Annotated in this window: 20 protein-coding genes and 3 tRNA genes; 10 read left to right on the forward strand and 13 right to left on the reverse strand. The window is 68.6% G+C overall.

Annotation, left to right across the window (positions count from 1 at the left end; translation table 11 throughout):
* The first annotated feature begins 10 nt into the window (after nt 1-10).
* Complete coding sequence (locus AC4D2O_RS02490) at nt 11-3430, forward strand: error-prone DNA polymerase (protein ID WP_490905010.1); 3420 nt, start codon at nt 11-13, stop codon at nt 3428-3430.
* A gap of 79 nt (nt 3431-3509) precedes the next feature.
* Here the strand turns inward: AC4D2O_RS02490 and AC4D2O_RS02495 are convergent.
* Nucleotides 3510-3592 (reverse strand) — tRNA-Leu (locus AC4D2O_RS02495).
* 319 nt (nt 3593-3911) lie between these two features.
* Between AC4D2O_RS02495 and AC4D2O_RS02500 the strand changes: the two genes are divergently transcribed.
* Genes AC4D2O_RS02500 through pknB form a run of 7 tightly spaced genes read left to right on the forward strand, consistent with a single transcriptional unit; the run spans nt 3912 to nt 13341 of the window.
* Entirely contained in the window at nt 3912-4652 is a 741-nt protein-coding gene (locus tag AC4D2O_RS02500; protein WP_490905011.1) for an FHA domain-containing protein, read from the forward strand.
* Nucleotides 4649-5137 (forward strand): FHA domain-containing protein FhaB/FipA, encoded by a 489-nt coding sequence (locus tag AC4D2O_RS02505; RefSeq protein ID WP_490905012.1) that lies wholly within the window; start codon nt 4649-4651, stop codon nt 5135-5137. Before AC4D2O_RS02500 ends, AC4D2O_RS02505 begins: the two co-directional genes overlap by 4 nt.
* 44 nt (nt 5138-5181) lie before the next feature.
* Nucleotides 5182-6762, forward strand: a complete 1581-nt coding sequence (locus AC4D2O_RS02510) for a PP2C family protein-serine/threonine phosphatase (RefSeq protein ID WP_490905177.1) — start codon at nt 5182-5184, stop codon at nt 6760-6762.
* The gene (locus tag AC4D2O_RS02515) at nt 6755-8176 is read left to right on the forward strand and encodes an FtsW/RodA/SpoVE family cell cycle protein (protein WP_490905013.1); all 1422 of its coding nucleotides are present in this window, start codon (nt 6755-6757) and stop codon (nt 8174-8176) included. The genes AC4D2O_RS02510 and AC4D2O_RS02515 overlap by 8 nt, the downstream gene beginning before the upstream one ends.
* Nucleotides 8173-9615, forward strand: coding sequence for a peptidoglycan D,D-transpeptidase FtsI family protein (locus tag AC4D2O_RS02520; protein WP_490905014.1), 1443 nt, complete (start codon nt 8173-8175; stop codon nt 9613-9615). Before AC4D2O_RS02515 ends, AC4D2O_RS02520 begins: the two co-directional genes overlap by 4 nt.
* A complete protein-coding gene (locus tag AC4D2O_RS02525; protein ID WP_490905015.1) occupies nt 9612-11402 on the forward strand; it encodes a protein kinase domain-containing protein in 1791 nt (596 codons plus the stop codon). Before AC4D2O_RS02520 ends, AC4D2O_RS02525 begins: the two co-directional genes overlap by 4 nt.
* A 34-nt stretch (nt 11403-11436) precedes the next feature.
* Nucleotides 11437-13341, forward strand: coding sequence for a Stk1 family PASTA domain-containing Ser/Thr kinase (pknB, locus tag AC4D2O_RS02530; RefSeq protein ID WP_490905016.1), 1905 nt, complete (start codon nt 11437-11439; stop codon nt 13339-13341).
* Between the two features lie 105 nt (nt 13342-13446).
* Here pknB and AC4D2O_RS02535 read toward each other — a convergent pair whose 3' ends face one another.
* The 3 genes from AC4D2O_RS02535 to AC4D2O_RS02545 are packed head-to-tail and all read right to left on the reverse strand — an operon-like array spanning nt 13447 to nt 15059.
* Nucleotides 13447-14091: an aminodeoxychorismate/anthranilate synthase component II gene (locus tag AC4D2O_RS02535; protein ID WP_490905017.1), complete on the reverse strand. Its 645-nt coding sequence runs from the start codon at nt 14089-14091 to the stop codon at nt 13447-13449.
* A 3-nt stretch (nt 14092-14094) separates the two neighbouring features.
* Nucleotides 14095-14256 (reverse strand): hypothetical protein, encoded by a 162-nt coding sequence (locus tag AC4D2O_RS02540; protein WP_490905018.1) that lies wholly within the window; start codon nt 14254-14256, stop codon nt 14095-14097.
* A 5-nt stretch (nt 14257-14261) separates the two neighbouring features.
* Entirely contained in the window at nt 14262-15059 is a 798-nt protein-coding gene (locus AC4D2O_RS02545; RefSeq protein ID WP_490905178.1) for a class E sortase, read from the reverse strand.
* A gap of 190 nt (nt 15060-15249) precedes the next feature.
* On the opposite strand from AC4D2O_RS02545, the gene AC4D2O_RS02550 reads away from it, so the two are divergent.
* Nucleotides 15250-15492, forward strand: a complete 243-nt coding sequence (locus tag AC4D2O_RS02550; RefSeq protein WP_490905019.1) for a cell division protein CrgA — start codon at nt 15250-15252, stop codon at nt 15490-15492.
* Nucleotides 15493-15926: 434 nt separating this feature from the next.
* Here AC4D2O_RS02550 and AC4D2O_RS02555 read toward each other — a convergent pair whose 3' ends face one another.
* Both AC4D2O_RS02555 and AC4D2O_RS02560 read right to left on the reverse strand, forming a co-directional pair.
* Nucleotides 15927-16802 (reverse strand): rhomboid family intramembrane serine protease, encoded by an 876-nt coding sequence (locus tag AC4D2O_RS02555; RefSeq protein WP_490905020.1) that lies wholly within the window; start codon nt 16800-16802, stop codon nt 15927-15929.
* A 4-nt stretch (nt 16803-16806) separates the two neighbouring features.
* Nucleotides 16807-17349 carry a peptidylprolyl isomerase gene (locus AC4D2O_RS02560; RefSeq protein ID WP_490905021.1) on the reverse strand — a complete coding sequence of 181 codons (543 nt, stop codon included), beginning with the start codon at nt 17347-17349 and terminating at the stop codon, nt 16807-16809.
* A 163-nt stretch (nt 17350-17512) separates the two neighbouring features.
* On the opposite strand from AC4D2O_RS02560, the gene AC4D2O_RS02565 reads away from it, so the two are divergent.
* Nucleotides 17513-18433, forward strand: a complete 921-nt coding sequence (locus AC4D2O_RS02565) for a hypothetical protein (RefSeq protein ID WP_490905022.1) — start codon at nt 17513-17515, stop codon at nt 18431-18433.
* 97 nt (nt 18434-18530) lie between these two features.
* Here AC4D2O_RS02565 and AC4D2O_RS02570 read toward each other — a convergent pair whose 3' ends face one another.
* The 7 genes from AC4D2O_RS02570 to gyrB form a co-directional block, all read right to left on the reverse strand.
* Nucleotides 18531-19448, reverse strand: a complete 918-nt coding sequence (locus tag AC4D2O_RS02570) for a DMT family transporter (protein WP_490905023.1) — start codon at nt 19446-19448, stop codon at nt 18531-18533.
* Nucleotides 19449-19536: 88 nt separating this feature from the next.
* A tRNA-Ala gene (locus AC4D2O_RS02575) sits at nt 19537-19609 on the reverse strand.
* A 43-nt stretch (nt 19610-19652) separates the two neighbouring features.
* Entirely contained in the window at nt 19653-19769 is a 117-nt protein-coding gene (locus AC4D2O_RS02580) for a DLW-39 family protein (protein ID WP_334208301.1), read from the reverse strand.
* Between the two features lie 37 nt (nt 19770-19806).
* Nucleotides 19807-19880, reverse strand: a tRNA-Ile gene (locus AC4D2O_RS02585).
* 87 nt (nt 19881-19967) lie between these two features.
* Entirely contained in the window at nt 19968-20504 is a 537-nt protein-coding gene (locus tag AC4D2O_RS02590) for a DUF3566 domain-containing protein (RefSeq protein ID WP_490905024.1), read from the reverse strand.
* Nucleotides 20501-23170, reverse strand: coding sequence for a DNA gyrase subunit A (gene gyrA / locus AC4D2O_RS02595; protein WP_490905025.1), 2670 nt, complete (start codon nt 23168-23170; stop codon nt 20501-20503). Before gyrA ends, AC4D2O_RS02590 begins: the two co-directional genes overlap by 4 nt.
* Nucleotides 23171-23342: 172 nt before the next feature.
* Nucleotides 23343-25370 (reverse strand): DNA topoisomerase (ATP-hydrolyzing) subunit B, encoded by a 2028-nt coding sequence (gene gyrB / locus AC4D2O_RS02600; protein WP_490905179.1) that lies wholly within the window; start codon nt 25368-25370, stop codon nt 23343-23345.
* Between the last annotated feature and the right edge of the window lie 103 nt (nt 25371-25473).

The raw sequence follows: 25473 nt of genomic DNA on the forward strand, positions 1-25473 counted from the left end.
GAGGGACGCCATGGGCTGGAACAATCCACCGATCCCCTGGTCGGATTTCGAACGGAACCTCTCGGCCACCCGGCCCGGAGCGCCGCCCCTCGGGGCCGACGGCGGCGACAGCCCCGCCTGGTCCCGGAAGCGCCGGCCCTACACGGCTCCCGCGGAGGCCTCCGCCCCGGAGGGTCCGGTGGTGCCGTACGCCGAACTGCACGTCCACTCCAACTTCAGCTTCCTCGACGGCGCGTCGAGCCCCGAGCACCTCGCCGAGGAGGCCCGGCGGCTCGGCCTCACCGGTATGGCCCTGACCGACCACGACGGCCTGTACGGTGCGGTGCACTTCGCGGAGGCCGCCGAGAAGTACCCGGGCTTCTCGACCCTGTACGGCACGGAGCTGTCCCTCGGCCTGTCCAAGCCGCAGAACGGCGAAGCCGACCCGGAAGGGCGGCACCTGCTGGTCCTCGCCCGCGGATCGGCCGGCTACCACCGCCTGTCCACTGCCATCACCGAGGCCCAGCTCGCCGCCGACGCCGAGAAGGGCAAGCCCCGCTACGGCCTGGAGCGCCTGGCCGGGCATGCCGCCGGGCAGTGGCTGATCCTCACGGGCTGCCGGAAGGGGGAGGTCCGCTCGGCGCTGGTCTCGGACGGGGAGGCGGCGGCCGAGGCCGAGCTGCGGGTGCTCGTGGACCTGTTCGGCCGGGACTCGGTCGCCGTCGAGCTCATCAACCAGGGCAACCCGCTCGACACCGCCCACAACGACGCCCTGGCGGCCCTCGCGGCCCGCCTGGACCTGCCCACTGTGGCGACCAACAACGTGCACTACGCGACACCGAAGCAGCACCGCCTCGCCTCGGCCCTGGCTGCCGTCCGGGCCCGCCGGAGCCTGGACCAGATGGACGGCTGGTTGCCCGCGGCCGGTGCCGCGCACCTACGCAGCGGCGCGGAGATGGCGCGGCGGTTCAGGGGCTACCCCGGCGCGGTGGAGCGCACCGTGGACATCGCCGCCGATCTCGCCTTCACCCTCCGGAGCGTCAAGCCGGGACTACCGAACATCGACCTCCCGGAGGGTCACACCCAGATGAGCTATCTCCGTGAACTCGTCCGGCAGGGCGCCGACAGGCTCTACGGGGGCAGGGAGGATGTCCGCGAGCGGATCGAACGCGAACTGGAGGTGATCGAGGACAAGAATTTCCCCGGGTACTTCCTGATCGTCCACGACCTCGTGCACTACGCGCGCCGCAACGGGATCCTGTGCCAGGGGCGGGGGTCGGCGGCCAACTCGGCGGTCTGCTACCTGCTCGGGATCACGGCCGTCGATTCCATCAAGTACCAGCTGCCCTTCGAACGGTTCCTCTCGAGCATGCGTGACGAGGAACCGGACATCGACGTGGACTTCGACTCGGACCGCCGCGAGGAGGTCATCCAGTACGTCTACCGCAAGTACGGGCGCTTCAATGCCGCGCAGGTGGCCAACGTCATCACCTACCGTCCCAAGTTCGCGGTCCGGGACATGGCCAAGGCCCTGGGCCACAGTCCCGGGCAGCAGGATGCCTGGTCGCGGCAGATCGAGCGGTGGGGCGGCCTCGTCTCGAGCAGCGACCACGACATCCCCGACGCCGTGGTGGACCTGGCGCAGGAGGTCCTGAGGTTCCCGCGCCACCTGGGCATCCACTCCGGCGGGATGGTGCTCACGGACCGGCCGGTGGGAGAGGTCTGCCCCATCGAGCACGGTCGCATGGACGGCAGGACGGTGCTCCAGTGGGACAAGGACGACTGCGCCTGGATGGGACTCGTGAAGTTCGACCTGCTGGGCCTCGGCATCCTCGCGGCCATCCAGTACAACTTCGACCTCGCGGACCGGCACTTCGGCGAGGCGTGGGAGCTGCACACCATCCCCAAGGAGGAGCAGGGCGTGTACGACATGCTGTGCTTCGCGGACTCGGTGGGTGTCTTCCAGGTGGAGAGCCGCGCCCAGATGGGCATGCTCCCGCGCCTGCAGCCCCGCCAGTTCTACGATCTCGTGATCGAGGTGGCCCTCGTACGGCCCGGCCCCATCCAGGGCGGCGCCGTGCACCCGTACATCAAGCGGAAGATGGGCGAGGAGGAGGTCCGGTACATCCACCCCGACCTCAAGCCCGTCCTCGAACGGACCCTCGGGGTGCCGCTCTTCCAGGAGCAGCTCATGCAGATGGCCATGGTGGTGGGTGGCTGCTCGGGAGCGGACGCGGACCTCCTGCGCCGCGCCATGGGATCCAAGCGGGGCGAGGAGCGGATCGACTCCCTCAAGGCGAAGCTGTACGAGGGCATGGCGTCCAACGGCATCACCGGCGACGTCGCCGACACCATCTACAACAAGATCCATGCCTTCGCGAACTTCGGGTTCGCGGAGAGCCACTCGATCAGCTTCGCGCTGCTGGTCTACGTCAGCGCCTGGCTGCGCCTGCACTACCCGGGCGCGTTCCTCGCCTCGCTCCTGCGCGCCCAGCCCATGGGGTTCTACTCGCCGCAGACGCTCGTGGCCGACGCCCGGCGCCACGGCGCCGTCGTCCTGCGCCCCGACATCCTGCATTCGGGGGTGCACGCCGATCTCGAACCGATCGAGGGCTACGACCCGCCGGAGGATCCCCGCGCGCGAACCACCGGAATGGATTGCTGCGTCGAGGACGAGCAGGCGCCCGTCGGGTACTTCGACCCCGACACGCCGTTCGATTCCACGCCCCACCGCCGCGACGGCAACTACGCCGTGCGGCTGGGACTCGCCAGCGTGGATTCCCTCGGGGTGAAGCTCGCGGAGAGGATCGTCGCGGAGCGGGAACGGAACGGGCCCTATGAGGACATGCCGGACCTGGCGCGCCGCACCGGCGTCAACGCGGGCCAGCTCGAGGCCCTGGCGGCATCGGGTGCCTTCGACTCGATGGGCCTCAGCCGCCGGGAGGCACTGTGGAACGCCGGCCCCGCAGCCACGGAGCGTGAGGGCCAGATCAAGGGGACCGCCGTCTATATCCAGCCCCCGCTGATGCCGGAGCTCTCCGACATCGACAAGGTGGGCTCCGACCTCTGGTCCACGGGCATCACCCCGGACGATCACCCGGTACGCCACGCCAGGGGACGGCTGCAGCGCCGCGGTGCCCTGACCGCCGTACAGCTGAGGACGGCGGAGTCCGGCCGGCGGATCGAGGTGGCGGGAGTGGTGACGCACCGGCAGCGGCCGGCGACGGCGAGCGGCATCACGTTCATGAACCTCGAGGACGAGACAGGGCTGGTGAACGTCATCTGCTCGGTGGGGGTGTGGCAGCGCTACCGCCGGGTGGCGCGGGAGGCCAGTAGCGTGATCGTGCGCGGCGTCCTCGAGCGGTCCTCGGAGGGGGTCGTCAACGTCGTCGCCGACCGCATCGAGGTCCTGCAGCTCAAGGCGACCACCAGGTCCCGCGACTTCCGCTGACGTGTGCCGGTCCGGCGCCCCGGCAGGGATACGACGAAGGGCCCCCGCTGGGCGGGGGCCCTTCGTCGTCTACCACGTGTGCGCGAGGGGGGATTTGAACCCCCACACCCTTTCGGATACTGGCACCTGAAGCCAGCGCGTCTGCCGTTCCGCCACTCGCGCAATATCGAGATCCAACTCCGGACGCATAGCGCCGGTGTTGTGAACAGCAGAGTCAAGCATAGCGGAGCCCTGCTGGAATCACCTAAACGGCGCCGTCCTCCCGGGCGGGTCCGCCTTCGTCCCGGCGGCCGCGGGCAGGGATCGTTAGGACAAAGTAATGCTCCGGGCCCGCCGGTGAAGCCCATTCCCAGAGGCTCCCAGTAGTATCGGATGGAACATGCCCGGCCGGACATCGCCGTTTCCAGGACCGGGGCAAGCCCCGCAGCACACCGCTGGCGGGGTCTCACACCACAGTGCGACAAGAGGGAGGAGGCGACGTATGGGCATTCTCGACAACGTGGAGCGTGGGCTCGAGAAGCTGGTCCGGGGAGCCTTCACCACGGGTTCCCGGTCCCAGGTGCAACCCCTCGAGATCGCCAGCGCCCTGCGGAAGGAACTGGACAACAGGTCCCTCGTCCTGTCCCAGGGCCGCACCCTCGCTCCCAACGTCTTCACGGCGCGCCTGTCCGATTCCGACTTCGAACTCGCCCAGCAGTGGGGGTCCGCCCTCGCCGAGGAACTGTGCGACGTCGTCATCGCGCACGTCAACAGCCAGCAGTACAGCCTCCAGGGACCGGTCCGCGTCTCCTTCGAGCACGATCCCGACCTGAAGGCGGGCGTCTTCGAGATCGATTCGTCCATCGAGAAGCAGGACGCCGCCCGCCGGCCCGCCGGGCCGGCTGCCCCCGCCGCACCGCGGCGCCAGCCCACGCGCTACCAGCCCGTCCTCGAGATCGACGGGCAGCGCTACTCGATCAACACCGGGTCGATCGTGCTCGGACGGTCCTCCGAGGCTGACATCCTGGTCGACGACACCGGCGTCTCCCGGCGCCACCTCGAGATCCGCACGCACGAGGGACGCTACTTCGCCGTCGACCTCGGGTCCACCAACGGCAGCTACGTGAACGGCCGGCGCGTCGACGGGCGCGCGGAACTCACGGACGGCTCCACCATCACGATGGGGCGCTCCCGCCTGACCTTCCGCCTGGTGGCCACGCAGAACGGGGGGCTCCAGCGATGAGCGAGGCCGGGGAACTGACCGTCACGCTCCTGCGCTTCGGCTTCCTGCTCCTGCTGTGGGTCCTCGTCCTCAGCACGGTCGGAGCGCTGCGCCGCGACCTCGTGGTGGGCCGGCGCAACAAGGTCGGCACACCGACGGCGCGTGAGATCCGCAGGAACCCCGAACTCGTGGAGGAACCGGCGCCGGCACGCCCCTCCGCGCGGCGCCTCGTCGTCACGGAGGGCCCTCTCACCGGGACCACACTGGACCTCGCCGCGAGCCCCATCCTCCTCGGCCGCGCCCAGGAGGCCACCCTCGTCCTCGAGGACGACTACGCATCGGGACGCCACGCGCGCCTGTTCCCACAGGGCAGTCGGTGGTTCGTCGAGGACCTCGGCTCCACCAACGGCACCTACCTCGCGGGCACCCAGCTCACCCGCGCCCTGCCCGTCGAGCCGGGCGTCCCCATCCGGATCGGTAAGACGGTCATCGAATTGAGGCCGTAGGCGTGCCGCTCGCCCTGAGGTTCGCCGCCCGCTCCGACGTGGGCATGGTGCGTGCCAAGAACGACGACTCCGCCTACGTGGGCCGGTACCTCGCCGTCGTCGCCGACGGTATGGGCGGACACGCCGGGGGCAACGTGGCCTCCGCCTCCACCGTCCTCGACCTGGTCCACCTCGACCACGGCGCTCACCGCGGCGAGGCCGCCACCCATTTGGCGGACGAGATCCAGACCGCCAACTCGCTGCTGTCCGAACTCGTCGCCACCAACCCGCAGCTCGCGGGCATGGGCACCACCGTGACGGCGATCCTTCTCGAGGACACGAAGCTGCAGCTCGCACATATCGGCGATTCGCGGGCCTACCGACTCAAGGACGGGGTCTTCGCCCAGATCACCACCGACCACACCTTCGTCCAGCGCCTCATCGAGGAGGGACGCCTCCGGCCGGAGGAGGCGGAGATCCACCCGCACAAGAACGTGCTCATGCGCGTTCTCGGTGATGTCGACGCGAGCCCCGAACTGGACCTCGAGGAGTTCGACGCCGAGCCCGGCGAACGCTGGCTGCTCTGCTCGGACGGACTGAACGCGGTGCTCAACGACCGCGTCGTCGAGCAGGTCATGCGTGAGACGAAGGACATCCGGGAGTGCGTGAACACGCTCGTCGAGCTGACCCTCGCGGGGGGCTCGCCGGACAACATCACCATCGCCGTCGTCGAGGTCGTCGAGGCGGACGACGACGACGCCGTGCCCCCGGCGACGATCCCCCCTGCGCGGCAGGCCGCAGGGGAACGCGACAAGCCCGGCGACGCGGCCGCGGCGCACGGGATCGACCGGAACGGAGACCTCCCCGGCGCCGCGATCCGCGCCGACGTCATCCGCCAGGACCTCCTCACCCGACCCCACGTCCTCGTGGGATCCGCGGCACTCGCCACGGAGACCGGCCAGATCCCCATCGTGACGCAGCGCTCCACGGAGCGCCGCGCCGCGATGATGCTCACGCACAGGGCCGAGCCGGAGAACGGCGACGCCGGGGAGGATCCCGGCCAGGAGACGGAACGTCCGAGACGGCGCTGGCTCGTCCCGGCGTTCCTGTCCCTCATGACCCTCATCCTCGTCGCGGTCCTCGGCCTCGGCTACACGTGGACGCAGACCCGCTACTACGTGGCCGAGGCGGAGAACCGTGTCGCCATCTTCACCGGCGTGCCCCAGATGGTGGGGCCGATCCACCTCAGTGAGCTCTACGAGATGACGGACATCCCCGTCTCCAACCTTCCCCAGTACCAGCGGTCCCAGGTGGCAAAGACGCTTCCCGCGGCCAGCCTCGAGGAGGCGGAGAGGATCGTCAGCGATCTGCGCAGCGAACTGCGGGCCGTGACCTGCGACCCCCCGGTCGCGGGAACCACCGCGTCTCCGGGCCCGTCCGGGACGGCGGGATCATCCGGCGGACCGGTGCCCTCCCCGACCGCGGGACCGTCCGGTGCGGCGGCACCCTCCCCGGGTGCCTCGTCGGCTCCGTCGCCCAGCGCCTCGCCGAGCGCCCCCGCTCCGTCGGCAGGCGCGTCGCCTGCTCCGTCGCCGCAACCGAGTCCGTCCCCTGCCATCGACTGTGGAGGTGCAGCCAATGAGTGACGTCCTGACCGTGCCGCGGTCGCGGCGCAACATCGAACTCGTGCTGCTGGTCCTGGCCCTCGCCGTTGCCGTCGGCGCCAACTATCTGGCGGGGATCGGGCGGGAAGAACCCTTCAACGACTACTTCTGGTCGGTCGCCCTGACGCTCGGCCTGATGAGCCTGTTCATCCACGTCATCCTCCGCTTCCGGGCGAAATATGCTGACCCGGTGATTCTTCCCTTGGTCGTCGCGCTGAACGGGATCGGGCTGGCGATGATCCACCGCCTCGACCTCTCAGCCGCCGCGGCCTCCAACTTCACCCCCGTCGCCCCACAGCAGGTGCTCTGGACGGCCGTGGCCATCGGGGCGGCCGCGGTCCTGCTGATCCTCTTCCGGGATCACCGGATCCTCCGCCGGTTCACCTACATCTCCCTGATCGTCAGCGCCATCCTGCTGCTGCTGCCCCTGACGCCCCTCGGCCTCGAGATCAATGGTGCGCGCATCTGGATCTCGGTAGGGGTAGGCACCTTCCAGCCCGGCGAGATCGCCAAGATCACGCTGGCCATATTCTTCGCCGGGTATCTATCGACGAACCGCGACCTGATCCTGCTGGCCGGCAAGAAGATCGGACCGCTGCAGTTCCCGCGCTTCCGGGACCTGGCCCCCATGGCGGCGGCCTGGCTGGTCAGCATCGGCGTGCTGATCTTCCAGCGTGACCTCGGATCCTCGATCCTGTTCTTCGGCCTCTTCATGGTCATGATCTACGTGGCGACGAGCAGGGTCAGCTGGGTGCTGATCGGCCTCGCGATGATCGGTGTCGGCGTCGTCGCTGCACTGGAACTGTTCAGCCACGTGGCGCTCCGCTTCGATTCCTGGATCAACGCCTTCTCCCCCGAGGTCTACGACCGCGCGCCGGGCGGGAGCCGGCAGGTGGTGCAGGGCCTCTTCGGCCTCGCCAACGGCGGCCTGATCGGCACGGGATTCGGTGAGGGGCGTCCGGACCTGGTCACCTATGCCAACAGCGACATGATCATCGCGGCGCTGGGCGAGGAGCTCGGGCTCATCGGTGTCGTCGCCATCGTGATGATGTACGTGATCCTCGTGTCCCGCGGAATGCGTGCCGCGCTCGGCACGAAGGACGGCTTCGGGAAGCTGCTCGCGTGCGGTCTGGCCTTCACCATCGCCCTCCAGTGCTTCGTGGTCATCGGCGGCATCACCCGCCTGATCCCCCTGACCGGACTCACCACGCCGTTCATGTCCGCGGGCGGGTCCTCCCTGCTGGCAAACTGGCTGATTGTGGCCCTGCTCCTGCTGATCTCCGAGACGGCGCGGCGCCCGACACCGACGGGGCCGATGAAGGACTCGTTCCCCGAGGCGCTCGGGGTGAACGGGAAGCCCGTGAAGAAGAGATCCGAGAAGGAGGCAACCCGATGAACCAGGCCATCCGCAGTGCGTGGGTCGTGGCGGTCGGCATGTTCGCCCTCATCCTCGGCGCGCTCACCTACGTGCAGTTCTTCCAGGCGCAGGAACTGAACGACAACGACTGGAACAGCCGGCAGCTGTACCAGGACTTCGGCCGGCAGCGCGGCGCCATCCTGGTCGACGGGCGCGCCATCGCCGAGTCCGTGCCCTCCGACGACGAGTTCAACTACCAGCGCGTCTACACCGAACCCGAGCTGTACGCCGCCCTGACGGGCTACTACTCCCTGTCGCTGGGATCCACGCAGCTCGAGCGCGCCGAATCGGAGATCCTCTCCGGCACCAGCAGCTCCCTGTTCTACGACCGGCTGGTGCGGCTGTTCTCGGGTGTCGACCCCCAGGGCGCCTCCGTCGAGCTGACGATCGACCCGGAGATCCAGCAGCTCGCGTCGGACCTGATCCCCGACGGGCAGCGCGGTTCGATCGTGGTCATGGAACCCTCCACAGGCAACATCCTCGCGATGGTCTCCAAGCCGACCTTCGATCCCAACCTCCTCTCGGGCCACGACACCGCCGTGATCGAGGAGAACGCCGCGAGGCTCTCCGAGCAGCCGGGCCTGTCCATCTACACGAACCCCGCCACGGAGTCCCTCGTCGCACCCGGATCGGTCTTCAAGCTGATCGACGCCGCCGCGGCCCTCGAGTCCGGGAAGTACGACGCCCAGTCGGAGATCCCGAACCCGCCCGCGCTGGAGTTCCCCGGCATCGACTACGCGCTGCCCAACTTCGTGACCGGAGGGTGCGCCAGCAGGACGACGGCGGACCTCGAATTCGCGCTGGAGCAGTCCTGCAACACCCCCTTCGCGCAGATCGCCCTGGATCTCGGCGAGGACGCCATCCAGGAGCAGGCCGCCAAGTTCGGTTTCGGCGAGGAACTCACCATCCCCACGCAGGTGATCGCGAGCATCTTCCCCTCGGATCTGTCGGAGCCTGAACTCGCGCAGGCCGCCGTCGGGCAGTTCGACACGCGCGTCACACCCCTCCAGATGGCCATGGTGTCCTCCGCGATCGCCAACGACGGGCAGCTGATGAAGCCGCAGCTCGTCAAGTCGATCCGCGCGGCCGACCTCGAACTGATCGAGTCACCCCAGCCCGAGGTGCTCCGGCAGTCGGTCAGCGAGGCGACGGCGAGCCAGCTCACCGACTGGATGGTGAACGTCGTGGACAACGGCACGGCGACCGGGGCGCAGGTCCCGGGCATCGAGGTGGCCGGCAAGACGGGCACCGCGGAGGTCTTCGAGACCGGTGACAACGCCTGGTTCACCGGGTTCGCGCCGGCGGACGACCCGCAGGTGGCCATATCGATCGTGATGGAGAACGTGGACATCCCTACTGGTCAGCAATTGACCTCACCCAGTGCCAAGAGACTCATAGAGGCGGTGTTGAACAGATGAGGCCCACGTCAGGAATCACCCTGGGCGGCAGATTCGAACTGACCGAGCGCATCGCCATCGGCGGTATGGGCGAAGTCTGGAAAGCACGGGACCAGATCCTCGGGCGCGTCGTCGCGATCAAGATCCTCAAGGAGGAGTACTCGGGCGACCCGGCCTTCCTCAACCGCTTCCGGGCCGAGGCGCGCCACACGGCCCTGCTGAACCACGAGGGCATCGCCAACGTGTTCGACTACGGCGAGGAGGCGGGCTCGGCCTATCTCGTGATGGAGCTGGTGCCGGGGCAGCCGCTGTCCGCGGTGATCGAGAAGGAGCAGGTCCTCTCACCCGACCGCACCCTCTCGATCATCGGGCAGACCGCCACGGCCCTCGCCGTCGCGCACCGGCAGGGCCTCGTGCACCGCGACGTGAAGCCCGGCAACATCCTCGTGATGCCCGACGGACGGGTGAAGATCACGGACTTCGGGATCGCCCGGCTCGCCGACCAGGTTCCCCTGACGGCCACCGGGCAGGTCATGGGGACGGCACAGTACCTCGCACCCGAGCAGGCCACGGGCCAACCCGCCACCGGCTCCTCGGACATCTACGCACTCGGGGTCATCGGGTACGAACTACTGGCCGGACGCCGGCCGTTCTCCGGCGAATCACAGATCGCCATCGCCCTGGCGCAGGTCAACGACGCACCGCCCCCTCTGCCGGAGTCCATCCCGCAACCGGTCCGCGCCCTCATCGGCTCCATGCTCGGCAAGGACCCTGCCGAGCGTCCGCGCGACGCCGAGGCGCTCGCACGCGCCGTCGACGCCATCCGCGCCGGTGACATCCGCGCCGCCGAGGCGGCGGTACCCGGGATGCTCGCCTTCGGCACCGGGTCAGGTACCGCGACGGCCGCCATCCCCCGCCAGGACACCCAGGCCACCACGGCGGTCCCGGCACCGAGCACGTCCGCCCTGCCCACCGTGGCCGCTCCCGCGGCCGCCGGAGCAGTGGCAGGGATCGCCGCGTCCCGGGACTGGTCGCAGGAGGACCTGGACGCGACGGAACCGGACCAGCCGTACGGACCGGACGAGGAGAACCGCCGGAGCCCCTGGCTGATCCCGCTCATCGTCCTGCTCCTGCTGGCGCTGGCGGCGATCGCCTTCCTGATCCTCCAGCCCCTGCTGGCGGGCGACCCGGACGGCGTGCCCGTCGCGACGAGCACGCCCGCGAGCGCCACCCCCTCGCGGTCCAGCACCCCGTCGCCTTCGCCGTCGTCCACCTCACCGACGCCGTCCCCGAGCACCACGGAGGCGGCCGAGGTGGTCATCACGCCGAGCCAGTATCTGGGCCGGGCGGAGGCCGAGGTCGCCGCGGAACTCGGCTCGCTGGGCTTCCGCGTCATCACCCAGCGCGAGCCGTCGGCGGAGATCGCCGAGGGCTACGTCATCGGCATCGACCCCGTGGGCACCCTGAGCCCCGGCGAGACCATCACCGTGACGTCGTCGGCCGGGCCCGAGCAGGCCACCGTGCCGGCCGGCCTGCAGGGACGCACCGTCGCCGAGGTCGAGGCCGCTCTGGTGGACCTGGGCCTCGTACCCGTCAACACGGGCTCCCAGGAATCGGAACTGCCGGCCGGAACGGTCGTGTCCGTGAGCCCCGGCGCCGGGACCGTCCTGACCGCAGGGTCGGACGTCGGCTACATCGTCTCCACCGGTCCGCCCCCCACCCAGGCGCCCACCACACCGCCGCCGAGCCCGACGCCGAGCCCGTCGGCGTCGCCCACGGCGACCCCCACGGCGACCCCCACGTCATGATCCGCACGAACCCGGATCGGGAAGGCGCGCAGTGATGACCACCGACCGCATCCTGAACGGGCGGTACGAGGTACGCGAGCTGATCGGGCGCGGCGGCATGGCCGACGTGCATCTCGGCCGTGACCTCCGTCTGGGGCGGTCGGTCGCCATCAAGGTGCTGCGTTCGGACCTCGCACGCGATCCGCTGTTCCAGTCGCGGTTCCGCCGGGAGGCCCAGGCCGTGGCCGGGCTGAACAACCCCAACATCGTGGCCGTGTACGACACGGGCGAGGAGGAGATCCCCGACCGGCCGGAACACGAGGTCAGGGTCCCGTTCATCGTGATGGAGTACGTCGCCGGGCGGACGCTGCGCGATCACGTGAAGGCCGGCGATCTCACGGCCGAGGACAGCATCACCTACCTGGCCGGTGTCCTGGGCGCCCTCGACTACAGCCACAAGGCGGGGATCGTCCACCGCGACATCAAGCCGGCCAACGTCATGATCACGCCCGACGGCGGAGTGAAGGTCATGGACTTCGGCATCGCCCGCGCGATGGCGGATTCCCAGGCCACGATGACCCAGACGCAGGCCGTCCTCGGCACGGCGCAGTACCTCTCGCCGGAGCAGGCCCGCGGCGAGACCGTGGACGCCCGCAGCGACCTGTACTCGGCGGGCTGTCTGCTGTTCGAACTGCTCACCGGCCGGCCGCCCTTCATCGGGGACAGTCCCGTGTCCGTCGCCTACCAGCACGTGCGGGAGGAACCCCCCGCCGCCAGCAGCCTCAAGCCCGAGGTGACGCCCGCCCTCGACTCCGTCCTTGCCCGAGCACTCCAGAAGAACCGCGACCACCGCTTCCAGGACGCCCTCGCCTTCCGCAGGGCACTGCTCGACGCCGCCCGCGGCATCTCCGTGCCCGGTGCCGCAGGCGTGCCGACGGCGGAACTGGACGCCGTGGCGCCCCGCACACGTGCCGGCGTCGCGAGTGCCGCGGCGTTCGCCGCCGATCCGCACACGCGCGCGATGGACAGGGTCGCGGCGGGGCAGTCCCTGCCGAACCGCCCGGAGGACGACGACGGGCGGCTCGACGTCCTGAGGACTGACGATGCCGTGGACCCGCGGCACGACCGGCGACGCAGGTCCTCGAGGACCGCCTGGATCACCGTCTTCTTCGTGGCGGTCCTGCTCGTGCTCGCGGGCGGCTACGTGGTCCTGAACGACGTCGCGAACGACCGCAGCTCCCAGGAGGTCGTCACCGTCAGCGTGCCCGGACTCGTGGGTCTGACCGAGGCGGATGCCACCGACGCCATCGTGGACGCCGGCCTGAGACCGTCGACCGACGAGGAGTTCAACGCGACCGTGGAGGAGGGCGACGTCATCGCCTCCGATCCCGCCGCGGGGACGTCCGTGGACCGGGAATCACGCGTCAATATCACCGTCTCACGGGGACCGGCCAACGTGGTGCTGCCCGGCACACTCGCCGGGCTCACCGAGTCGTCGGCCCGCGACGCGCTCGAGGAGCTCGGTCTGCGGGGCGGGCAGGTCACGGAGGAGACCAGTGCCGACGTCGCGGAGGGCAGGGTCATCACCACGAGCCCTCAGGCAGGCCAGTCGGTGCCGGTGGGCAGCGCGGTGGACCTGGTGCTGTCCAACGGAAAGGTGACCGTGCCCCTGCTCACGGACCTCACGCTCGAGCAGGCACAGGCCCTGCTGGCCGACCCGGCGGTGAAGCTGCCGTCCTCGGTGCGCGAGGTGGAGAACAGCGTGGTTGCTCCGGGCATCGTCACCGGGCAATCCGCGCAGGCGCGGTCCGAGGTGGACCAGGGCACCGAGATCGTCCTCACGGTCGCGAAGGCACCGCCGGCCCCGCCGGCCCCCGAGCCCTCCGCCCTACCGACCGGCCAGCCGACGGAGGCCACCGGCGAACAGTCCGACCCGCGTCCCACCGAGGGCGCCGACTAGGACCTGCCCGGTCACCGTTCCCGGCTCCCGCAGCGCTTCAGCCGGCGACCCGGCGGGTCGCGTCCGGACACGCATCGTCCGGGCGGGACCCGGGAACGACGGCGGCTACCGCGCGATGAGCGGGCTGAGCCCTGCGGCCGTGGCCGCGGCGCCCTCGAGCCCGAGGGACTCCAGCCAGTTGCCCAGCATCCGGTAACCGCCCTCGGTCAGCACCGACTCCGGGTGGAACTGGACGCCGCACAGAGGTGCCGTCCTGTGCTCGAGACCCATGATGATTCCGCTGGCCGTCCGTGCAGTGACGGTGAGCTCGGCCGGGACGTCGTCGCTCACCGCGGCCAGCGAGTGGTAGCGCGTCGCCGTGACGGGGGAGGGCAGTCCGGCGAAGACGCTCGTCGCGTCGTGCTCCACGAGGGACGTCTTGCCGTGCATGAGCTCCGGTGCGTGTGTCACGGTGCCGCCGTAGGCCTCGGCAAGCGCCTGGTGACCGAGGCAGACCCCGAGCATCGGCTTGCCGTGGTCGCCGCACCACCGGATGAGGTCGACGCACACGCCGGCCTCCCCGGGCGTGCCCGGACCGGGGGAGATCAGGACGCCGTCGCGGGATGCGGCCATGTCCTGCGCCTCGGCGAGAGTGACGTCGTCGTTGCGGACCACTGTCGTCTCGGCGCCGAGCTCCTGCAGGTAGCCGACCAGCGTGTAGACGAAGCTGTCGTAGTTGTCGACGACGAGGATGCGGGTGGTGTCAGCCATGAGCTAGGGGGAACCAATCGTTGAATCTGTGAGCGGGTTGAACTGGGAGACCCAGGGGAACACGAAGACCATGAGCGCCATGACGGCCGCGAGGGCCAGTATCACGGAGAGGATGATGCGCATCCAGTGCGGACCGGGCAGGGCCCGGAAGATCCATCCGTACATCTCAGCTACCCCTGTCCTGCTGCGCGGGCCACGTTCTCCGCGATCTCGGGGGGTGGTCCCGCGTCGGCGGGGCGCCAGGACTCCAGCACCGAGTACGCAATGATACGCTCCTGGGCGCCGAAACGCGGATTGCAGCTGGTCAGCGTCAGGATCCTGTCCACAGGCCGTGCGTCCGGCTGGGTGGGCACCGGCGCGATGACGTCCACGCGGTCGGGCAGGACGATCTCGGTGTTCCGGAAGACGTAGGTGTAGTACCCGTCGCGTGTCTGGACGTAGACCCGGTCTCCCGGGACCAGGGTGTGGATCTGGTCGAGCACCTGGCCGTGGGTCTGGCGGTGGCCTGCCAGCGCGAAGTTGCCTACCTCGCCCGGCGCGCCCGTTCCCGGGTAATGGCCGAGTCCGAGGTTGTCGAGCACGTCGGTGCCGACGCCGGCCGTGACGGGCCGCGAGTAGTCCTCACCGAACCGAGGGATGTAGACCACGCCGAAGGTACCTACGAGGTCCTGCTGCGGGAGGACGGCAGGCTCACCGAAGTCCTCGGGCCGAGGTACCTCCGATCCCTGATCGAAGGCACCGGGAGCCGTGACGGGCGGTGCGTCGGAGAAGAACCCCTCGAGGGCCTGCTCCTGCTTGATGCCGGAGTCGATGTTGGTCCACCAGAGCTCCCAGCCGACGAAGAGCAGCAGTACGATGCCGGCGGTGACCAGGAGTTCCCCGAACACCTGTCCGACCAGCTGGATCGGCGTCCGGCGGGGGCGCGCCCGCGTCGGTCGTCCCACCCCTTGGTCGGGTGCGGCGTCCATGGTCGACCTGGCCACTACCGCTCCTGCCACTGGGGATGCACCGGTACCCGAGCGATCTTGGCTAGAATCGTTCGGAGAACCGGCCGGATGAAATTCTCCCCACAGGATAACCTGCGGGGAGGAGCGCGTCGGGGCCGCCACCGAACCACCGGTGCCACTGACCCCAGTCGCACCCCGTCGAGGAGAATCAGTGCCTGAGTCGAAGCCCCGCAAGAGAGCCGGCGCCGCCCCCGCCGCGAAGTCGCAGCCGAAACCGAACCCGGTCTGGTACAAGCCGGTGATGTTCGGGCTCATGATCATCGGCCTGCTGTGGATCATCACGTTCTACATCTCCGAGGCCACCCTGCCGGTCGCCGCGTGGGGATCCTGGAACATCCTCGCCGGCTTCGGCATCGCGATCGTCGGCTTCCTGATGACGACGCGCTGGCGCTGACCCTGGTTGCGGCCGGGCACTCCCGGCCGCAGGGCTGCAGCCCTGCGCGCGTCGATGCATCGGTGCGCGGCGGAGCTCCCGCGTCGTGTGCCGCCCGGGTTCGTGGGCGGCGCGGTGACCCCGTCCGCCTCCACGCCGCCCCGGGTCACCGATTCCTTCGCCCAGACTCTCGCGACACCGATCCGGCGCTCGATCCTCGGCTGTTGAACCGGCCAGGACGGTCCGGGGAGCTCTATACACACGCTGTGCATGAAGTTATCCACAGATGTGCACGGGATTGTTGATCATTCGGGAATCGCCGCGGGATTCCGGGCCCTGCTTATCCACAGATGTGGAATTACATGTGTGTAAGTTATCCCCCATGTGGATAAGGGCTGTGGAAAACGACGAAGGAGCCGGTCCGCGGGCACCGGCCCCTTCGTCCTCGGGCAGTGCTAGATCGGGAGGCGGGCGACACCCGCGAAGGTCAGCAGGGCCAGCAGGACGACGACGACGCCCAGCCCGAGCACCTGCGTCCTCGTCTGCCGACTCCCGCGCGGCGCGTAGGCGATGGCAGCCGCACAAGCGGCGCCCGCCACGAGGCCGCCGAGGTGGGCCTGCCAGGCGATGCCCGGCACCACGAACCCGAGTACCGCGTTGATCGCGATCAGGACGACGATCTGGCGGACGTCCCCGCCTCGCTTGCGCTGGACGATGAGGAGCGCCCCGAAGAGCCCGAAGACGGCACCGGATGCTCCGACGACTCCCTGGAACGGGTTCCCGCTGAGCAGCAGGACGCCGATGGACCCGCCGAGGGCGGAGATGAGGTACAGCGCGAGGAATCGCGCCCGGCCCATCGCGGGCTCCAGCACCTTGCCGAGGATGTACAGCGCGTACATGTTGAAGGCGATGTGCAGGAACGAGCGCTCCGAGTGGAGGAAGGCGGCTGTGAGCATCCGCCACGGCTCCGCGGGGATCACACCCCCGGCACCGGCGGTGAACACCGGCGCGTAGACGAACGAGCGGGTGATCCCGGGGATCACGAGCTGCAGGAGGAACATCGCCACGCAGATCCCGATGAGCGTGTAGGTCACTACGGGGGTGTCCCCGCGCGAGACGCCGCCGAAGGCGTTCTTGCGGGCCGGCATGGCGGCGGCCTGCTCACGGACGCAGTCCACGCACTGGAACCCGACCGGGGCAGGACGCTGGCACTCGGCACAGGCCGGACGGCCGCACCGCTGGCACCTCACATAGCTGACGCGATCCGGGTGCCGGGGGCAGACCGGCGCCTCCTGGCTGCCGGCGTCGGGCGCGGGGACACCGTAGGACATTCGGTTAGAGCTGTTCCACGGTGATGCTCTCGATGACGACGTCGTCGAGGGGCTTGTCCCTCATGTCCGTGGCGATGGCGTTCAGCTTGTCGACCACCTTGCGGGAGTCCTCGTCGGTGACGTCGCCGAAGATGGTGTGCTTGCCCTGCAGCCAGGTGGTGGGCACGGAGGTGATGAAGAACTGCGAACCGTTGGTGCCGCGTCCGCCCTGGAGACCCGCGTTGGCCATGGCGAGCTTGTAGGGCTCGTTGAAGGTGAGGTCGGGGTTGATCTCGTCGTCGAACTTGTAGCCCGGCCCTCCGATGCCCTGACCGAGGGGATCGCCGCCCTGGATCATGAAGTCCTTGATGATCCGGTGGAACACGGTGCCGCTGTAGAGGGGCGCGTTGCTCTCCTCGCCGGTCTGCGGGTGGGTCCAGGTGATCTCGCCCGTTGCGAGGCCCACGAAGTTCTTCACCGTCTTCGGGGCATGATTGCCGAAGAGGTTGACCTCGATATCGCCCTGGTTGGTGTGGATGGTCGCTTTTGCTGTCGGAATAGCAGTCATTGGGCCATTCTTCCACGCGCCCCCTGACAATAAGCTGGAGTGGTCCCATTCCGCGCACAGTGAAACACGGCCCAGGACCCGCACCTGCGCCCGCGTCGGATAGCACCCCCCACGCATGCAACGTAGGCTGATCAAAACGAACAACCACCCCCTGGAGGTTTTTGTGAAGAAGAACGTACGCAACACCCATGAACTCGAGGAGGGCGTCGCTCTCGGGCTGGCAGCCGCCGCCGGAGTAGCAGCAGCACGGGACTGGGCGGCACCGCGCGTCGATGCCGCTTACGGTTGGGCGAAGCCCCGCTGGGAGAAGGGCCTCGAGACCGCGAGGCCCGCTCTGCAGGACACCGTCCGCAAGGCCTCGGAGGGGATCGCCGGAGGCGTCGCCGTCGTGACCCCCCTCCTTCAGGAGAGCATCGACAAGGTGGGCTCCTCGATCACGCACGTGGTCGACGAGACCACCCCGAAGATCCAGGGAACCCTCGACAAGGCCACCCCGGCATTGACCACCGCGAAAGGCAAGGTTGTGGACGAGTACCTGCCCGCGCTGTCCACCAGGCTCGGCGAGGCAGCCGACACGGCGTCCCGTTCCCTGGCGGCCGCGACCGTCCCGCCCGCCGTGGAGAACGCCGTGATCCGCATGACCGGTGACAAGAAGGCCGTCAAGAACGCCCAGAAGCGCCTGGTCGCCGCGACCATGCAGGCGTCGAAGGATCTGAAGAAGAGCCAGGCCCGCAAGTCCGGTAAGGGCTGGCTGGTCCTCGGCATCATCGCGGCCGCGATCGTCGCGGGAGTCGCTGCATGGCGCGCGTCCAGGCCCGTCGAGGATCCCTGGAAGACCCCGGCCCCGATCAAGGCCACCGCGGGCCCGGCGTCGACCCAGAAGCCGCAGGACGCGAAGAATACCGTTATCAGCATCAAGGAAGCGGCGGACCGTGCTGCGGCGTCGTCCGGAGAGGTCCCGACAGCCACCGTCGATGCGGTCCCTGCCGCCTCGCCGTCCGCTTCGGACACCGCCAAGGACACCGCCAAGGACACCGACGGCGCCAAGCACGCCGCCGAACCTACGGAGGACCCGAAGGTCTGACCGCCGACCACAAGAAGAAGGAACCCCCGGCTCGACGCCGGGGGTTCCTTTTTTTCGTGCTGTCGTATTCTATTCAGAACATATGCTCCGGGCGGTACTACTCTCCGCCGAGGCCCGGCGGCGGACCCGCTGCAGCCTCTTCGGCCAGGGAGCGGCGTGACCGGCGCCGCTGCTGCCCGCGGATCACCACGGCGAGGCCCACGAGGATCAGTGCCAGTCCGCCATAGGTCCCTGCAGGAAGCGTCTCGTCGAGGAAGACGGCCGCGAGGATCGCCGCTCCCGGGATCTCGAGCAGGATGATCATGGAGACGACGAGCGGACTCATCACGGCGAGCAGATGGTTGAACACCGAGTGGCCCATGATCTGCGCCATCAGGGTCACGGCGAGGATCCCCACCCAGGCGGCGGTCGAGAAGCCGACGACGGGCTGGCGTGTGACGAGGCAGAGCACCAGCAGGATCACGGCGCAGGCCCCGTAGCAGAGCGTCGTGTAGGTGCCCGTGGACATCGTCCGCCGGGCAGCGGCGCCGGCCATCTGGTAGACCCCGGCCAGCGCGCCGCCCGCGAGGGCGAGGACGTCGCCGAGGAGCGCGTCCCGGGAGAGGGAGAGATCGAACCCGGTGATGATCACGACGCCGACGAACGCCACCCCCAGCCCCACTACCACCGCTCGCTGGGGCCGGGAGCCCCGCAGCGCATCGAAGAGGGCGATCCATGCGACCTGCAGGCATACGAGGGCCGTGGCCGCCGCGACGGAGGTGAGCTTGAGCGCGGTGATGAAGCATGCGAAGTGCAGGGCCAGGGCAACAGCGGCGACGGCCAGGCGTCGGCAGTCCGCAGCGGTGAGCGCTGCGAACTCAGCCCTCTTGGACACGGCAGCCGGCCCTCCCATGAGGAGAGCCCCGAGCAGGTTCCGCCAGAAGGCGATCGCGAGCACCGGGGCGGCGGTCGCCGCCATGATCGGCCCGGAGGCCGAGACCCCGATGACACCGAGGATCGAGAGGAAGATGGTCACGCGGCAACCCTATGGCACGCCGCAGGCAGCCCTGCAATTCGGTCGCCAACGCAGGAAGTCCCGGTCGATGACCGGGACTTCCGTTCGGTGGAGGCACGGGGACTCGAACCCCGAACCCCCTGCTTGCAAAGCAGGTGCGCTACCAATTGCGCCATGCCCCCGAGTGGGACCCTGTCCGGCTCGTCCGCCGGGCGGGGTTCCTTGCTACGCTATGTCGTCCGTCGCGTTGCTCCAGACGCTCTTGCTCTTCTCTGAATCCTGCCACCGCTTGAACACGAGGAGACTTGCTGCAGCCGCTGCCGCGATGAGCAACTTCTTCACATTCGCCTCCTTGCAGTTCCCTGCGGTGGTGGATCCGTGGGCGTACCAGGACTTGAACCTGGGACCTCTTCGTTATCAGCGAAGCGCTCTAACCGCCTGAGCTATACGCCCCGATACCTCTTCGGGCCGAGACACGACTTTACAGTAGTGTCTCGGCATTCTTCAAATCGCCCCGAGGGCGCCGTAGGGGCCGGTCTCCTAGTCGTCGGTCAGCGTGACGCCGATACCGCCGACGAGGGTGGACGAGATGTTGTAGAGCACGGCCGAGAGCATGGCCAACGCCGTCAGGAGTACCACGTTCACCACCGCGATGATGGTCGCGAAGGACAGGACCTGCGGCAGCGAGGCGAACTGGCGGAGGTCGAACCCGCCGCTCTCCGATCCCGCGATCTCCCGCAGCAGCGCGTTGACGCCGTCGAAGATGCCCGTGAGGTCCAGGACCGTCCAGATCACGAAGGACGCGACGACGGTCACGATACCGAGCGCGACCGAGAGCAGGAAGGACATCTTGAGGACGGACCAGGGATCCACCTTGCTCACGAGCAGGCGGGCCTTGCGGGCCTTGGCCTTGGGCGCCGGCTTCACGAGCCCCGGACGCTGCCCGGGACGCCCTGCCTGGCCACCGGCCGAAGCCGGGCGCTGCGTGGGGCGTGCGGGTGCATTCACGCGCGGAGGAGCACCGGGCGTCCGCACTTGTCCGCTGGGGGACCGCGGGTTGGTGTTGGCCGAGCTCACTCAGTACCTCCGTGTTCCGGCGACTCAGCGTCAGGCTCAGCCGTTTCCTCTGTCGACAACCGTACTTCATCGGCTGTGAACTCCGCAGGATCCTGCTGCGGCGTCACGGTGTCGATGACGTCGACGTCGGGGCTCGCCTCCGAGGGGTCCTCGATGAGTCCCTCCTCGACGGCGACGCTCCGCTCGCTGTTCCGGGCGACCGCGATGATGCGGTCGGTCTTGTCGGGCTTCGCGAAGATCACACCCATGGTGTCGCGGCCCTTGGCCGGCACACCGGCGACGGCGGAGCGCACGACCTTGCCGCCGCCCATGACCACCAGCACCTCGTCCTCCTCCTGCACCACGAGGGCGCCCACGAGGTCGCCGCGCTCCTCTGCCAGCTTGGCGACCTTGATGCCGAGCCCGCCGCGGCCCTGGACGCGGTAGTCGTCGACCCTCGTCCGCTTCGCGAAACCGCCCTCGGTCACGATGAACACGAACGAGTCGTCGGTGACCACGTTGGCCGCGAGCAGTTCGTCGTCGTCGCGGAACTTCATGCCGGTCACGCCCGAGGTGGCGCGGCCCATGGGCCGCAGGGCGTCGTCGTCGGCCGTGAAGCGCAGCGACTGCCCCTTGCGGGAGACCAGCATGATGTCGTCCTCGCTGGAGACGAGCTGGGCGGAGACGAGCTCGTCGTTGTCGCGGAGGTTGATGGCGATCACGCCGGCGGTGCGGTTGGTGTCGTAGTCCTCGAGCCGCGTCTTCTTCACCAGTCCGCGCTTCGTGGCGAGCACGAGGAAGGGTGACTGCTGGTAGTCGCGCAGATCCAGGACCTGCGCGATGGTCTCGTCGGGCTGGAAGGCGAGCAGGTTCGCGACGTGCTGGCCCTTCGCGTCGCGCGCCGCCTCCACGAGCTCGTATGCCTTCGCGCGGTACACGCGGCCGAGGTTGGTGAAGAACAGCAGCCAGTGGTGGGTGGTGGTCACGAAGAAGTGTTCGACGACGTCGTCGCCGCGCAGCTGGGCGCCCCTGATCCCCTTGCCACCGCGGGCCTGCTGGCGGTAGTTGTCGCTGCGGGTGCGCTTGACGTACCCGCCGCGGGTGATGGTGACGACCATCTCCTCCTCGGGGATCAGGTCCTCCATGCTCATGTCGCCGTCGTAGCCCATGAGGATCTCGGTGCGGCGGTCGTCGCCGAACTTCGTGACGATGTCCGCGAGCTCAGTGCTCACGATCCCGCGCTGCACGTCCTCGGAGGCGAGGATGCGGTTGAACTCGGTGATCATCGATTCGAGTTCCGCGTGGCGGTCCTGGATCTTCTGCCGCTCGAGGGCCGCGAGGCGCCGCAGCTGCATGTCGAGGATGGCCCTCGCCTGCAGCTCGTCGATGGAGAGCAGACCCATCAGGCCGATACGGGCTTCCTCGGTGGTCGCCGATGCACGGATCAGGGCGATGACCTCGTCCAGTGCGTCGAGGGCCTTGAGCAGGCCGCGCAGGATGTGCGCTTCCTCCTCGGCCTTGCGCAGCCGGTAGCGGGTGCGGCGCACGATGACCTCGAGCTGGTGGGTCACCCAGTGGCGGATGAACGCGTCGAGGCTCAGGGTGCGGGGGACGTCGTCGACGATCGCCAGCATGTTCGCGCTGAAGTTGTCCTGCAGCTGCGTGTGCTTGTAGAGGTTGTTGAGCACCACCTTCGCGACGGCGTCACGCTTCAGCACGATCACGAGGCGCTGGCCCGTGCGTCCTGACGTCTCGTCGCGCAGGTCTGCGATGCCGCTGATCTTGCCGTCCTTGACGAGCTCGGCGATCTTGATCGCCAGGTTGTCGGGGTTGGCCTGGTAGGGCAGTTCCGTGACGACGAGGCAGGTGCGGTTCTGGATCTCCTCGACGTTGACGACGGCGCGCATCGTGATGGAGCCGCGGCCGGTCCGGTAGGCATCCTCGATGCCCTTGTGCCCCAGGATCTGCGCCCCGGTGGGGAAGTCGGGTCCCTTGATGCGGGCGATCAGGGCCTCGAGCAGCTCCTCCTTCGTGGCGGTGGGATTCTCGAGGTACCACTGGACGCCGTCGGCGACTTCCCGCAGGTTGTGCGGCGGGATGTTGGTGGCCATGCCCACGGCGATGCCGGAGGATCCGTTGACGAGCAGGTTCGGGAAGCGCGACGGCAGGATGGTCGGTTCCTGGTTCTTGCCGTCGTAGTTGTCCTGGAAGTCGACGGTCTCCTCGTCGATGTCCCGCACCATCTCCATGGCGAGCGGGGCCATCTTCGTCTCGGTGTACCGGGGGGCCGCCGCGCCGTCGTTGCCGGGCGAACCGAAGTTCCCCTGGCCGAGCGCGAGCGGGTACCGCATGGTCCAGTCCTGGATCAGGCGGACGAGGGCGTCGTAGATCGCGGAGTCACCGTGCGGGTGGTACTGGCCCATGACCTCGCCGACCACGCGGGCGCACTTGTTGAAAGAGCGTTCCGGACGGTAGCCGCCGTCGAACATCGCGTAGAGGACGCGCCGGTGGACGGGCTTCAGTCCGTCGCGGACGTCGGGGAGCGCCCGGCCCACGATGACCGCCATCGCATAGTCCAGGTAGGACCGCTGCATCTCGGTCTGCAGGTCCACCTGCTCGACGCGGTCCGTCAGGACCTCGCCCTCGATGGGTTCGTCCGGTCCGTTGCCGGTGATGTCGTCACTCATGAATCAGTTCCGTTCGTCATGTTGTGCCCGCAGTACTGGCGAATCTGAGCAAGGGTCGTCCCCGCGTCCTGCGTAGGCGCTCGATCGGACTGTCCCCTTCCCCTGCAAGCTCGGGGAGGGACCCTGGGTCCGCTCTTACTTTCGTTGCGCCGGCAGGATGCCGGGTCACCCGTCAGATGTCGAGGAAACGCACGTCCTTGGCGTTCTGCTGGATGAAGTTGCGGCGGGACTCGACGTCCTCGCCCATGAGCACCGAGAACACCTGGTCGGCGGCGGCGGCGTCGTCCATGGTGACCTGGAGCAGTGTGCGGTGGTCCGGGTCCATGGTGGTGTCCCACAGTTCCGTGTAGTCCATCTCACCGAGACCCTTGTAGCGCTGGATCCCGTTGTCCTTGGGCAGGCGCTGGTTGTTGGCCATGCCCATCTTGATGACCTCGTCGCGTTCGCGGTCGCTGAACACGTAGTCGTGTTTCGCGTTCGACCACTTGATCCGGTACAGCGGCGGCTGCGCGAGGTACACGAAGCCGTTCTCGATCAGCGGCCGCATGTAGCGGAACAGCAGGGTGAGCAGCAGGGTCGTGATGTGCTGGCCGTCCACGTCGGCGTCGGCCATGAGCACGATCTTGTGGTACCGGGCCTTGTCCACGTCGAAGTCCTCGCCGATCCCCGCGCCGAACGCGGTGATCATGGCCTGGACCTCGCTGTTGCCGAGGGCGCGGTCGAGGCGGGCCCGCTCGACGTTCAGGATCTTCCCGCGCAGGGGGAGGATGGCCTGGGTCTCGGGGTTGCGCCCGCGGACGGCCGAACCGCCGGCCGAGTCGCCCTCCACGATGTAGATCTCGGACCGCGCAGGATCCTTGGACTGGCAGTCCTTCAGCTTGCCCGGCATCCCGCCGGACTCCAGCAGTCCCTTGCGCCGCGTGGATTCACGCGCCTTGCGGGCGGCCAGTCGGGCCTGGGACGCCTGGATCGACTTGCGGATGACGTCGCGGGCCGGGCCGGGGTTGCGCTCCAGCCAGTCACCGAGCTGGTCGGTGACGACGCGCTGCACGAAGCCCTTGACCTCGGAGTTCCCGAGTTTGGTCTTGGTCTGACCCTCGAACTGCGGCTCGGAGAGTTTCACCGAGATGACGGCCGTCAGGCCCTCGCGGATGTCGTCACCCGTGAGGTTGTCGTCCTTCTCCTTGATGATGTTCTTCTCACGCGCATATCGATTGATCAGGGTCGTCATGGCGGCACGGAATCCCTCTTCGTGCGTGCCTCCCTCGTGCGTGTTGATCGTGTTGGCGTAGGTGTGGACGCTCTCCGAGTAGGCCGAGGTCCACTGGAGCGCGATCTCCACGGACATCGTCTGGTCCGGCGTCTCCGTCTCGAAGGCGATGACGTCGGGGTGGACCACCTCGACGCGCTTCGAGGAGTTCAGGTGCTGGACGTAGTCGAGCAGTCCGTTCTCGTAGAGGTAGGCGACCTCGCGGTGCTTCGGCGTGGAATCCTCGCCCGTCTCCGCCGTGACCTCGTCCTCCACCTCGTCGACGTGCTCGTCGGTCAGGGTGATGCGGAGACCCTTGTTGAGGAAGGCCATCTGCTGGAAGCGTGCGCGCAGCGTCTCGAAATCGAACTCGGTGGACTCGAAGATCGAGTCGTCCGGGTAGAACGTCTGGGTGGTCCCCGTCTCGGACGTCTCCTCGCCCTTCCGCAGCTCGCCCACGGGCTTGCCGCCGTCCGCGAACGTCTGATGCCACACATGGCCCTGGCGACGTACCTCGGTCTCGACGCGCTTCGACAGGGCGTTGACCACGGAGATGCCGACGCCGTGCAGGCCACCCGACACCGCGTAGCCGCCACCACCGAACTTGCCGCCGGCGTGGAGGATGGTCATGACGACCTCGACGGTGGGACGCCCCTCGGTGGGGTGCATGTCCACGGGGATGCCGCGCCCGTTGTCGACGACCTTGACGCCGCCGTCGGCCTGGAGCGTGACCTCGATGTGGTCGCAGTACCCGGCAAGAGCCTCGTCCACCGAGTTGTCCACGACTTCGTAGACGAGGTGGTGGAGGCCGCGCGGGCCGGTGGAGCCGATGTACATGCCCGGCCGTTTGCGGACCGCTTCCAGTCCTTCGAGGACGGTGATCTCACTGGCGCCGTAGGCGTGCTCGGTCGCGGCCTCCAGAATCGGGGACTCACCCTCGCCGATCAACACATCACTTGCATTCAACTCGTTCTCGTGTGCCACAGGCGTAGACGGCTCCTCAGCTGGATAGACCACATCAATCTCCTACTATTCTACCCTGCGGATGGTTGCG

This window comes from Arthrobacter sp. TJ-238 (genome assembly GCF_058269215.1).

Bases quoted from the DNA above. Each gene is read 5' to 3' on its own strand.
- AC4D2O_RS02490 (WP_490905010.1), top strand. From the start codon at position 11: ATGGGCTGGAACAATCCACCGATCCCCTGGTCGGATTTCGAACGGAAC.
- AC4D2O_RS02500 (WP_490905011.1), top strand. From the start codon at position 3,912: ATGGGCATTCTCGACAACGTGGAGCGTGGGCTCGAGAAGCTGGTCCGG.
- AC4D2O_RS02505 (WP_490905012.1), top strand. From the start codon at position 4,649: ATGAGCGAGGCCGGGGAACTGACCGTCACGCTCCTGCGCTTCGGCTTC.
- AC4D2O_RS02510 (WP_490905177.1), top strand. From the start codon at position 5,182: ATGGTGCGTGCCAAGAACGACGACTCCGCCTACGTGGGCCGGTACCTC.
- AC4D2O_RS02515 (WP_490905013.1), top strand. From the start codon at position 6,755: ATGAGTGACGTCCTGACCGTGCCGCGGTCGCGGCGCAACATCGAACTC.
- AC4D2O_RS02520 (WP_490905014.1), top strand. From the start codon at position 8,173: ATGAACCAGGCCATCCGCAGTGCGTGGGTCGTGGCGGTCGGCATGTTC.
- AC4D2O_RS02525 (WP_490905015.1), top strand. From the start codon at position 9,612: ATGAGGCCCACGTCAGGAATCACCCTGGGCGGCAGATTCGAACTGACC.
- pknB (WP_490905016.1), top strand. From the start codon at position 11,437: ATGACCACCGACCGCATCCTGAACGGGCGGTACGAGGTACGCGAGCTG.
- AC4D2O_RS02535 (WP_490905017.1), bottom strand. From the start codon at position 14,091: ATGGCTGACACCACCCGCATCCTCGTCGTCGACAACTACGACAGCTTC.
- AC4D2O_RS02540 (WP_490905018.1), bottom strand. From the start codon at position 14,256: ATGTACGGATGGATCTTCCGGGCCCTGCCCGGTCCGCACTGGATGCGC.
- AC4D2O_RS02545 (WP_490905178.1), bottom strand. From the start codon at position 15,059: ATGGACGCCGCACCCGACCAAGGGGTGGGACGACCGACGCGGGCGCGC.
- AC4D2O_RS02555 (WP_490905020.1), bottom strand. From the start codon at position 16,802: ATGTCCTACGGTGTCCCCGCGCCCGACGCCGGCAGCCAGGAGGCGCCG.
- AC4D2O_RS02560 (WP_490905021.1), bottom strand. From the start codon at position 17,349: ATGACTGCTATTCCGACAGCAAAAGCGACCATCCACACCAACCAGGGC.
- gyrA (WP_490905025.1), bottom strand. From the start codon at position 23,170: ATGAGTGACGACATCACCGGCAACGGACCGGACGAACCCATCGAGGGC.